Genomic DNA, 11,739 nt, shown 5'->3' with positions numbered 1-11,739 from the left:
GTAAATAAGTAAATAAGTAAATAAGTAAATAAGTAAATAAGTAAATAAGTAAATAAGTAAATAAGTAAATAAGTAAATAAGTAAATAAGTAAATAAGTAAATAAGTAAATAAGTAAATAAGTAAATAAGTAAATAAGTAAATAAGTAAATAAGTAAATAAGTAAATAAGTAAATAAGTAAATAAGTAAATAAGTAAATAAGTAAATAAGTAAATAAGTAAATAAGTAAATAAGTAAATAAGTAAATAAGTAAATAAGTAAATAAGTAAATAAGTAAATAAGTAAATAAGTAAATAAGTAAATAAGTAAATAAGTAAATAAGTAAATAAGTAAATAAGTAAATAAGTAAATAAGTAAATAAGTAAATAAGATAAGTATAAACCAGAAACCATATAAATTAAACTTAAAGAATATAGAAAACCTTAAATTAATTTAAAATTACCTTCTATAAATAAATAACGTTTCATAATTCTGCTACACATGGCCTTCTTCAACCCATTGTTATACATAGAATTATGAGTGGTATAAGATGTAGCACTATTTTGGAATCTTATTTATCTCATAAATTGCTTCTATCAAGCTCTCCCGAAGGAGAGCCTGTATTATGTAATCGCGAAATTAATTAACGGATGGTATAACGAATATGCAAAACAATATCGCCTGAGAACACCCACAGGGCTGATTTATCCTCTAATTTGGTTGGTATGAAATAGTGAATACGACAAAATGCCACATAATAATGTCAAACATTATAAATATATTTATCAACCAATAAGGGAAAGCCACAAACATATTTTTTACGTTGCAATATTAAAAGTTAAAAAATAATATGGCAATGGTTAATATTAACCAGAGTGCAGAATTTTATACGAGATATAAGTCTGACGACTACAATTAGTTATCTGTAGAGTGACTTTATTTCCTAATAAAGAGATTTAGAGAGTAATAATTATGTGAAAAACATTATAACCAGAGTCATTATTTACTACAATCTACCTTTAATAATTTAATTAATAACAAAGTTTTATTTATTACTATTCTAACCCCTCCATTCCTTCAATTCTATAAAATTAGATTTCATAAATAGATTAAATAATTTTCCAAAATAGTGCCCCACTTCGGACAACGCCTTGTGTAGCAAGGGTTGTGCGCTATGTTAATTATCCAACTAGATAATAAAGATTTACACTTTATAAAAACATGCTCTTACTAAGAGATTTCCTTAGTAAGAGCCAAAGATTAAGGACGAACACCCAAAGTATGACAAATTGCATAACTCAGTTCCGCGCGGTTTAAGGTATAAAAATGAAAATCCTTCACACCTTCGCGGCTTAAAATCTTCACCATATCCATTGCAATAGAAGCACCAACCAGATTAGAGCTCTCAGGGTCATCATCCAGCCCCTCAAACATTCTGGTCATCCAGCTTGGAATACGAACATTGGTCATTGTCGCAAAACGTTTCAGCTGACGGAAGTTGGATACCGGCAAAATTCCCGGTACGATTTCCACCTCAATTCCGGCGGCAACACAGCGGTCACGAAAACGCAGATAACTTTCCACATCAAAGAAGAATTGAGTAATCGCACGGTTCGCACCCGCATCAATCTTTCGTTTCAGGCAAATTAGATCAGCCTGAGAATTTTTCGCTTCAGGATGAACTTCAGGGTAAGCAGCCACTGAAATATCAAAATCAGCTTCTTTCTTAAGTAATTCAACCAGATCAGCCCCATACATTTTGGGTTTTTCACTGTTATCAGGTAAATCCCCCCGCAAAGCCACAATATGACGAATTCCATTATTCCAATAATCACGGGCGATTTCACACAATTCATCGCGGCTGGCATCAATACAGGTGAGGTGCGGAGCAGCCTCAAGACCGGTTTTCTCTTTTATTCCTTTGATAATGCTATGGGTACGATCACGCTCGCCAGAGTTAGCACCATAAGTAACGGAAACAAATTTAGGCTTGAGGGTACTCAGGCGACTAATGGATTTCCACAGGGTTTTTTCCATCTCGGCTGTACGCGGTGGAAAGAATTCAAATGAAACACGGATCTGTCCTTCCAATTCAGCCAGATTCTGATTCAGCGCCTCTCGCTGATTTGCGTGAAAAAAACTCATACCCTGCACCTCGTTAACAAGCGGAATAATTTTCCATCTTAATAATTTGCCAGTTACTTTTATTTACACATCTAAACACCTATACGTTTAGACGTCTAAATAAGATGAGGGATCGGCATTTTTTAGTCAACAGAAAATTTGAGTTAAATCGGTGAGAAATATTCACCCTGAATCGGAAAAAAATTCATCAAGGGATCTTTGGCTTTGTTTATATTGGCTTAGCAGATCGATAGCTAAGGCAACAATGAGGAAAGATGCCCTGCTCAGGACATCTACCCTCTCGTTACCTCAAATATCAAACGAAGGAAATCACATTTGATCAATCAGTGGAGGTGTTAGAAAGCTTAAAGCAGTTGTGACAAACGGTTAAGATCAGACTGAATCGCTCCGGCTGTCACGTCACGACCCGCCCCCGGCCCACGGATCACCAACGGATTATCACGATACCAACGGCTCTCAATCGCAAACACGTTGTCGCACGGTAGCAAGGAAGCCAATGGGTGATCAGGGAGTACCGCCTCAACACCCACCTTTGCCTTACCATTCGCATTAAAACGAGCAACATAACGCAGCACCATACCCATTTCCTGCGCCGCAGCTAATCGCTGCACCATTTGCTCATTGATAGCACCGCTATTATCAAAGAGCTGTTCGATAGAGCCTGACTCTGCTTCTTTCGGGACCAGTGACTCAACACGCACCTGCTCTGGCTCAATCTCATACCCTGCTTCACGGGCAAGGATAATCAATTTACGCATCACATCCTGACCAGATAGATCAATACGCGGATCAGGTTCTGTCAATCCCTGTTGCCACGCCTGTTCGACTAAATCACTAAACGGGACTGAACCATCAAATTGCAGAAACAGCCAAGATAATGTGCCGGAGAAAATGCCACTAATGGACAAAATGGTATCACCACTCTCCCGTAAGTCCCTCACGGTATGATTGATAGGTAAGCCAGCGCCAACTGTTGCATTGTAAAACCAATGGCGACCGGTTTTGGCAAATGCGTCACGGATAAGACGATAATCACTGCTACTGGAAGCACCAGCAATTTTATTGGCACTGATAACATGAAAACCATAGCTGGCGAAATCGCTATAACATCGAGCTAGTTCTTCACTCGCCGTCACATCCAGGATCACCAAATCGTCATAAGGATGCGCTCGCATCCACAGAAATAATTCATCAACATCATATTCCGTCGCTTCATCATCAAAAAAAGCTAATGCTCGACTAGCATCAATCCCTTGATAGTCGAGTAAACTCCGGCGACTATCCGCCACACCGGCCAGAACAAATTCAAAATCACTGCGAGCCGAAATGTTTTTCTGCTCACGAGCGAATAACTCCAGCCAACGAGAGCCGATATTTCCTTTACCAAACAAAATCAGACCAATCCGCTTTTCAGCACGGAACAAACTCTGATGCAATCCCTGAATAACATGTTCAGTCTGATGAGTCCGCAACACAGCAACAAGGCTGATGCCATCCTCCGCATGCCAGATAAATTCTACCGGCTGATCTTTAAGTTGCTGATAAAAACGGTGGCAATGTAATGGGTTCTTGCATACACCAGCTCCAACCAGCGCCACCAGCGCCAAACCTTCCCTTAGGGAAAGTTTCCCCGGAAGCGTAGCATCTTCCAGCACGCCCAGTGCACTATTCACCACTTCGGAAGTGTAACAGAGCTGAATCAAATTACAGTCTAGATGGATACCTATCGCCAATGGGCGAATTTGTTCTCGCTTTAACAACAGATCAATATCTTTGTATATCTGTTTAAAATCATGATGAGCAGCCACATGCAACTCAATCAGGCAAACATCATCATGACTAGTAACAATTTTTGCGCCAGTCCCAGAAGCCAAAACCCTTTCAATACGCGTTGATCCTTGCTCCGGCTGGTAGCTGCAACGTAATAGCAAATCAATATCACTGAAGGAAACAGGCTGTAAGGTACGAGCATGCAACACAGGTGCGGCAAGACGAGCAAGCTCGCTGGCTTCATCCAGGCGTAATAGCGGTAACAAACAGGCATCTTTGACTTTTCTAGGATCAGCACTGTAAACACCAGCAACATCACTCCAGATGGTTACCCGTCTCGCCCCTGCCAAAGCCCCAACCTGAGTTGCAGAGTAATCACTGCCATTTCGCCCCAATAAAACCGTTTCTCCATCATGATTACTGGAGATAAAACCAGTCACCACCAATCGTTTATTTAGGTTTTGTGTTAGCAACTGATTTAGCAATGGTTGGGAAAGGGTAACATCAATTTGCGGCTGAGCCGCCCGTTCCGCGCGTAAAAACTGGCGAGCATCCACCCAAGCGCTAGGAATACCCTGAACTTCAAGCACAGCCGACATCAAACGCGCGGACCAGATCTCTCCGTGCCCCACCACTTCTGCATAAGTCACATCACTAACCGGTTTATCCAGTAACGCACCTAGCTTTTCAAGATCAGCAATAAAACGCTTCACCAACTTTTCAGCAACAGTTTCAGGTAGCAAACCTCTAATCAGATCCTGTTGATAACGGCGCAGAACCTGCTGCACCTGATGGGCGGAGATACGGTCATTCTGGCTAAGTTTAAGCCAATTAATTAACTGGTTAGTCGTGCTGCCCGCTGCGGATACCACCATTAAATCACCAGGTTGGCTGTAATTCGCCATAATCTTGGCTACCCGTTGATAACATTTCACATCCGCGAGACTACTTCCACCAAACTTATGTAATTGGCGGCCATTTTCCGCCACTGCAACTGTCAGTGCACTCATGGTTACTCCTTTACTACTGCCTGAAATGCATTTTCCAAATCAGCGATTAAATCCTGACTATCTTCAATACCCACAGAAACACGCAATAGTGAATCCGCAATCCCCGCTTCCGCCCTTGCCTGTGCTGACATTCCAGCGTGAGTCATGGTAGCGGTATGGGAAATTAAGGTTTCCACACCGCCCAGTGATTCCGCCAAAGTAAATAACTTTAACTCAGACAGAAAACGGCGTATCGCCTGTTCACCACCATCGAACTCAAAGCTTATCATTGCGCCAAAACCAAATTGTTGCTTACAAGCAATTTCATGCCCAGAATGATCTTTCAAAGCAGGATAAAAAAGTTTTTTCACTAACGGTTGCTGTTGAAGATAATTGACAATCTCCAATGCATTCTTTTGCTGTAACAGGACCCGTGGCGATAAAGTGCGCATGCCGCGCAACAGCAGATAGCTATCAAACGCCGCACCGGTTACACCAATATTATTCGCCCACCAAGCGAGCTCCGCTGCGACCTCTTCATCCTTTGCAATAATAGCTCCGGCAATCACATCAGAATGTCCATTAAGATATTTAGTACAGGAATGCACAACCAGATCCGCCCCCAACTCCAAAGGCTTCTGTAATACAGGGCTCAGGAAAGTGTTATCAACAATGACTGTCGCACCTACCTCATGGGAAAGCTGGCATATATGAGCAATATCGACAATACGCAATAAAGGATTGCTGGGCGTTTCAATCAATACCAACTTTGGCTTTTTGGACAAGACTTGCTTTAATGCCTGTTCATCACTTTGATCGACAAAAGCCACTTCATAAGCACCACGTTTAGTCTGGCTGTCAAATAAACGGTAGCTGCCACCATAACAGTCATGAGGCGCAACCAACAGATCCCCAGGTTGAAGGAAAACCGTGCATAACAGGTGAATAGCTGACATTCCGCTGCTGGTCATGATAGCACCCGCCCCTCCCTCCAGCTTAGCTAATGCCTGTTGCACCATATCGCGGCCCGGATTACTCCTGCGGGAATAATCATGTGTCCTTGGCTGATTAAAATCAGTAAAGTTATATGTGCTGGAAAGATAAATAGGCGGAACAACACAGCCATACTGTTCATCATTATTCAGCCCATTGCGAACTGCTATCGTTGCCGGTTTGCGTGTCATATCAGCTACCACTATCTGTCATAAATTAAGTCAGGGAAGAATATCCGCTACCACAATAGACGTCAACACATCTAGACATCTAAACCTCTTTACGGTTAGATTAGACAATGGGATAATTATTCATCATAACTAATGCTGCTTTATTTATTAGTAGCCATTAGTTTATCGCATATACTATAACTGTATAATTGATAAGGAAATCACGATAAAATGGCAATATGTTACAACGAAAGCTGGTGCTGTTATCTGGCTTAATTTTATGATTTTACGACTATTTAAGGTACCCCATGGCTGAGTGGAACGGTGAATATGTCAGCCCTTATGCTGAACATGGCAAAAAAAGCGAACAAGTGAAGAAAATCACAGTCTCAATTCCTTTGAAAGTGTTGAGAATCCTCACTGATGAACGCACTCGTCGCCAGGTCAATAACCTGCGTCATGCAACTAATAGTGAATTGCTGTGTGAAGCATTCCTGCATGCATTTACTGGGCAGCCACTGCCCGATGATGCTGATTTACGCAAAGAGCGTAATGATGAAATCCCAGAGGCAGCCAAAAAGATCATGCGGGAATTAGGTATTGATCCTGATACCTGGGAATATTGATAGCAGTGCAAAAAACTCCTGTAAAAAGTCAGGAGATTTTTAAATGCAAAACGCCCGATGCAAAACACCGGGCGTTAGTACCAGTCGGCCTGTCATCATGGACAGACGCAATTCTGCAATTACTTGCTGACACCTGGAACGTGGAAACGTTTATTGAAGCGATCAACACGACCACCAGTAGCAACATCACGTTGTTTACCCGTATAGAATGGGTGACATTGGCCGCATACGTCCAGGTTCAGAGCGTGACCAACGGTAGATCTGATTTGCATTACATTACCGCAAGAACAAGTTGCAGTAACTTCTTCATATTTAGGATGAATACCTTTTTTCATGGGATAACCTCTGTTAAGGCCGTGTCGCTATCCAGCCCTGTTGCCGCCAGACACCACACGTCGTGTTGATAAAATGAGTTTGGTACATTTCATACCAAAGGCGGCGGATCATACAGAATATCTGCCCATCCCGCAATGAAATCCACTCAACACCTATGGTACTCTATAATCAATTTTTGATTATACTCTAACTTACCCATTGATTTTAGGAATAATTCTATGGCTGTTGTTCAGGTTGCCCTGCCTGTCCCTCTTACCCGCTCTTTTGACTATCTGTTGCCCGCAGAGAGTCAATTACCTGTTGCGGGGATGCGGGTCATTGTCCCTTTTGGCAAACGTAAAGCAATTGGGATCGTCACCAGAATAACTGACAACAGTGATATTCCAGCAGAACAACTGAAAACCATAGAGTCTATTCTCGATACTCACTCCTTATTTTCAGAAAATCTTTGGCAATTATTGCTCTGGGCATCCAGTTATTACCATTACCCCATCGGTGAAGTCCTGTTCCATGCATTGCCAGTACTGCTTCGTCAGGGAAAACCCGCAGAATCAACTCCACTATGGCAGTGGCAAGTCACGCCAACAGGCGCTGAATTACCGCTGGCGCAACTGAAGCGCTCGCCAAAACAGCAGCAAGTACTGGCAACCCTACGCCGTAAAGCAATATATCGCCATCAGATGACAGAACTGGAACTGAGCGAAAGCGCTTTCCAATCGCTCAAAAAGAAGTCACTTATCGATTTATACCCTGTGCAACCTGAATCTGAGAACTGGCGAAATCACTTCCAAATCACCGGCGAACGCCTGAAATTGAATACCGAACAAGCCACAGCAATTGGTGCTATCCGTGCAGAAGACCAGCAATTCTCTCCCTGGTTACTGGCTGGCATCACCGGATCAGGTAAAACAGAAATTTATCTCAGTGTACTGGAGAATATTCTGGAGCAAGGTAAACAAGCGCTGATACTTGTACCGGAAATTGGCCTGACACCACAGACCATCCGTCGCTTCCGTGAACGTTTCAACGCACCGGTTGATGTTCTTCATTCAGCCCTGAATGACAGTGAGCGTCTTGTTGTATGGCTACGAGCTCAAAAAGGTGAGAACGCAATTGTTATCGGTACACGTTCAGCCCTATTTACCCCTTTCTCCCACCTTGGCATCATCATTATTGATGAAGAACATGACAGTTCTTATAAGCAACAGGAAGGCTGGCGTTATCATGCCCGTGATTTAGCGGTATTCAGAGCAAAAAAAGAGAATATCCCGGTGATCATGGGTTCTGCCACTCCAGCGCTGGAAACACTTTACAATGTGCAACAAGGCAAATACCGCCCGCTAACATTATCCAAACGAGCAGGTCATGCTCAGCCAGCGGCTCAACATCTATTGGACTTAAAAGGTTTACCACTCAAAGTCGGGTTATCTCAACCACTAATAAAGCGTATTGAAGAACATCTACAAGCCAATAATCAAATCATACTTTTCCTTAACCGTCGCGGTTACTCACCTGCCCTACTCTGCCATGAATGTGGCTGGATTGCAGAATGCCAACGCTGTGACCATTATTACACGCTGCATCAATACCATCGTCAGTTACGTTGCCATTATTGTGACAGCCAACGCCCCGTTCCCCGTCAGTGCCCGCAATGCGGTTCTACTCATCTTCAACCCGTTGGCCTTGGCACAGAACAGCTTGAAGATGGTATCTCGGCCTTATTCCCTGATGTACCCATTACTCGCATTGACAGGGATACCACCAGCCGCAAAGGAACACTGGAGCAACAACTGGCTGACATTCACGCCGGAAATGCCCGTATATTGATTGGCACCCAAATGCTGGCAAAAGGTCACCATTTTCCTGATGTCACACTGGTTGCTTTACTCGATGTTGATGGTGCTCTGTTTTCAGCAGATTTTCGAGCAGCGGAACGCTTCGCACAACTTTATACACAGGTTTCTGGTCGAGCTGGTCGAGCTGGCAAACGGGGAGAAGTAGTTCTTCAGACTCATCATCCTGACCATCCATTACTGCAAATTTTGCTAAATAAAGGCTACGATGCTTTCGCTATTCAAGCTATGGATGAACGTAAAAGTGTGTTTTTGCCGCCATTTACCAGCCATATTATCTTGCGGTCAGAAGATCACGATAATCAGCAAGCACCTGCTTTCTTACAACAATTGCGCCTGCTTTTTGAACACCACCCTTTGCGGGATGATAACTTATGGATCATGGGCCCGGTTCCTGCATTACAGTCAAAAAGAGGTGGTCGCTATCGTTGGCAACTATTAATTCAACATCCATCCAGAACTGTTTTACAAAAAATCATGGCACTGGTTTATCCACAGATAACAGCTTTACCGCAAACCCGAAAAGTGAAATGGAATATCGATGTTGATCCAACAGATAGTTAGTAATTAATCGCCTCTATTTTAAAACAGATAACCTGAGCAGATTAAACATACTCTTATTTACTATTTAAAAAATCATACTCGACAATCAGTAATCAATGAAAAATTACTCACTAATTTGCGAGCCATATCGAATAAATGATTTATATCACACTTTTTTACAAACTAAGGAATAAACGAATTTGCCAAACTGTTTAGAATGATCCCTTAATAACATTGTCATAACCTTAAACCGCATGTCGTAACTTTCCTTAAAGTCACTGACGGTTTCCCGGCAACCAGAAAATGACAATCGTTTAACTAATCAGTCAGGAAATGAGGAGTGAGTTTTGGAGCAGAAAAAGAATGGCACCTCCGCAACGATGAAAGATGTCGCTGAAGTGGCTGGCGTTTCTACCGCAACAGTATCAAGAACACTCATGAATCCAGAAAAGGTTTCTTCCCAGACCCGACAAAAAGTGGAACAAGCTGTACTGGCTGTGGGTTATTACCCCAATAACTTATCCCGTAATCTTAAACGCGGTGAGTCAAAAACTATTTTAGTGATAGTGCCAAATATCAGTGATCCCTTTTTCACTGATGTGATTTGCGGCATTGAAAAGACAGCGGCACAACATGGCTATTTGGTTTTAATCGGTGATTGCCAACATCAGCAAAAACAGGAACACACGTTTCTCAACCTGATTGTCACTAAACAAATTGATGGTCTGTTGCTACTGAGTTCGCATATCCCGTTTGATGCCAGCAAAGAAGAACAAAAAAACCTACCACCCATGGTAATGGCAAACGAATTTGTACCAGAGCTAGAACTGCCGACTATTCATATTGATAACCTAACCGCCGCATTCAATGCGACTCATTATCTGCAAACATTGGGGCATAAACGCATTGCCTGCCTTTCCGGTCCAGAAAACATACCGATTTGCCGCTATCGCCGTCAGGGATATATCCAAGCACTACGTCGCTCTGGCGGAACAATTCGTGAAGATTATATTGTCCAAGGTAATTTTACCCATGAAAGCGGCGCAAAACTGACCGAGCAGCTACTCTCCCTGCTAGATCCTCCTACAGCCATCTTCTGCCACAGCGATGTTATGGCGATTGGCGTGATGTGGCAGGCTAAAAGAATGGGCTTAAAAATACCGGAAGATTTATCAATCATTGGATTTGATAACTTAAGTCTCGCCATGTACAGCGATCCACCATTGACTACCGTTGGTCAACCCCGTTATCAAATTGGTCATAAGGCAATGTTACTGTTGCTAGATAAAATCCAGGGCCACACAATATCTGGCGGTTCTCAGTTACTGGAATCGGAATTAATTATTCGGCAAAGCACCTGTTCGCCTAAAAGCTAGGCAAATAACCGCAGGTTAAGTAACATATCGTTTATTTTCTTTTACTTAAATTACTCAGCGAATTAGACAGTGGCACAACGAGATTATGTGAGTCGCGGGCGTTCAAACGCCCGCCGTAAAAATACCGATAAGAAAAAATACCAAGCCCAAGGGCTGCCAAAAATAACGCTGGCCGTCGCAGTAGCCTTAGTCGTTATCTTTATTGGTGGCCTTTACTTTATTACCCACAATAAACAGAAAAGCGAACCAGAAACACTGCCAGAACATTCCAGACAAAACAATGAGTTACCACCAAAGCCAGAAGAACGCTGGCGCTATATCAAAGAATTGGAAAATCGCCCCGTTGGTATCGAGACACCACGTGATCCCTCATCCAGGGGGCAAATCAATTCACAAACTCAGCTGACCTCAGAGCAACGGCAGTTACTTGAACAAATGCAGGCGGATATGCGCCAACCGGCGACTTCACTGCCAGAAGTACCATACAATGGTGTTCAAGTGCCGCGTTCACAAGTGATCATCAAACCATCAGCGGAGACACAACAACCGCTGGAAACAAGACCACAACCACAACCTCAACAAACGTTACCACAACAACCAATGCAGACTCAGCCAATTCAGCCAAAAACTCTACCACCGGCTGAAACCAGTAAACCTAAGCCCGTAGAAAAGGCACAGCGTATGATTTTACAATGTGGTTCATTCCGCAATATGGACCAAGCTGAATCAGTACGTGCCAATCTGGCATTCGCGGGTATTGAAAGCCAGATCACAACGGGAGACGGCTGGCATCGTGTTATTCTTGGTCCCTACAGTAAAAACACCGCAGAAAAAATGCGGGAACGCCTAAAGGGCGTTGGCATATCAGGTTGCATTCTCCGTGTTACTGGGGGTTGAAAAATTATAATTCTCCCCCATCTATACTGCTAACACCGTGCACACGGTATTTTCGATAGCCGT

At 42.8% G+C, this 11,739-nt stretch carries 8 protein-coding genes; 4 read left to right on the top strand and 4 right to left on the bottom strand.

Features of this window, described 5'->3' with window-relative positions:
- Positions 1–1,238: 1,238 nt before the first annotated feature.
- The 3 genes from metF to metB all read right to left on the bottom strand — a co-directional run bounded on the left by metF (position 1,239) and on the right by metB (position 6,066).
- On the bottom strand, positions 1,239–2,123 hold the full coding sequence (gene metF, locus D3222_RS10570) for a methylenetetrahydrofolate reductase (RefSeq protein ID WP_118986118.1): 885 nt from the start codon (positions 2,121–2,123) through the stop codon (positions 1,239–1,241).
- 344 nt (positions 2,124–2,467) lie between these two features.
- On the bottom strand, positions 2,468–4,903 hold the full coding sequence (locus D3222_RS10565) for a bifunctional aspartate kinase/homoserine dehydrogenase II (RefSeq protein ID WP_118986117.1): 2,436 nt from the start codon (positions 4,901–4,903) through the stop codon (positions 2,468–2,470).
- Between the two features lie 2 nt (positions 4,904–4,905).
- Complete coding sequence (gene metB, locus D3222_RS10560; protein WP_118986116.1) at positions 4,906–6,066, bottom strand: cystathionine gamma-synthase; 1,161 nt, start codon at positions 6,064–6,066, stop codon at positions 4,906–4,908.
- A gap of 287 nt (positions 6,067–6,353) precedes the next feature.
- Between metB and metJ the strand changes: the two genes are divergently transcribed.
- A complete protein-coding gene (gene metJ, locus D3222_RS10555) occupies positions 6,354–6,671 on the top strand; it encodes a met regulon transcriptional regulator MetJ (protein WP_036780112.1) in 318 nt (105 codons plus the stop codon).
- Between the two features lie 119 nt (positions 6,672–6,790).
- Here metJ and rpmE read toward each other — a convergent pair whose 3' ends face one another.
- Positions 6,791–7,006, bottom strand: a complete 216-nt coding sequence (gene rpmE / locus D3222_RS10550) for a 50S ribosomal protein L31 (protein WP_118986115.1) — start codon at positions 7,004–7,006, stop codon at positions 6,791–6,793.
- Between the two features lie 219 nt (positions 7,007–7,225).
- Between rpmE and priA the strand changes: the two genes are divergently transcribed.
- The 3 genes from priA (at position 7,226) to ftsN (ending at position 11,676) form a co-directional block, all read left to right on the top strand.
- Entirely contained in the window at positions 7,226–9,424 is a 2,199-nt protein-coding gene (gene priA, locus D3222_RS10545) for a primosomal protein N' (protein WP_118986114.1), read from the top strand.
- Between the two features lie 326 nt (positions 9,425–9,750).
- Positions 9,751–10,779, top strand: coding sequence for a DNA-binding transcriptional regulator CytR (gene cytR / locus D3222_RS10540; RefSeq protein WP_118986113.1), 1,029 nt, complete (start codon positions 9,751–9,753; stop codon positions 10,777–10,779).
- Positions 10,780–10,848: 69 nt separating this feature from the next.
- Positions 10,849–11,676 carry a cell division protein FtsN gene (ftsN, locus tag D3222_RS10535; protein ID WP_118986112.1) on the top strand — a complete coding sequence of 276 codons (828 nt, stop codon included), beginning with the start codon at positions 10,849–10,851 and terminating at the stop codon, positions 11,674–11,676.
- Positions 11,677–11,739: the final 63 nt, after the last annotated feature.

It is taken from the genome of Photorhabdus sp. CRCIA-P01, from assembly GCF_003545805.1.
Taxonomy (GTDB): Bacteria; Pseudomonadota; Gammaproteobacteria; order Enterobacterales; family Enterobacteriaceae; genus Photorhabdus; species Photorhabdus antumapuensis.
The sequence above is the reverse complement of the archived record's forward strand: the minus strand, read 5'-3'. Positions and strand labels throughout refer to the sequence as shown.

Excerpts from the sequence above, each read along its gene's own strand:
- D3222_RS10565 (WP_118986117.1), bottom strand. The coding sequence starts at position 4,903 with ATGAGTGCACTGACAGTTGCAGTGGCGGAAAATGGCCGCCAATTACAT.
- rpmE (WP_118986115.1), bottom strand. The coding sequence starts at position 7,006 with ATGAAAAAAGGTATTCATCCTAAATATGAAGAAGTTACTGCAACTTGT.
- priA (WP_118986114.1), top strand. The coding sequence starts at position 7,226 with ATGGCTGTTGTTCAGGTTGCCCTGCCTGTCCCTCTTACCCGCTCTTTT.
- metB (WP_118986116.1), bottom strand. The coding sequence starts at position 6,066 with ATGACACGCAAACCGGCAACGATAGCAGTTCGCAATGGGCTGAATAAT.
- metF (WP_118986118.1), bottom strand. The coding sequence starts at position 2,123 with ATGAGTTTTTTTCACGCAAATCAGCGAGAGGCGCTGAATCAGAATCTG.
- metJ (WP_036780112.1), top strand. The coding sequence starts at position 6,354 with ATGGCTGAGTGGAACGGTGAATATGTCAGCCCTTATGCTGAACATGGC.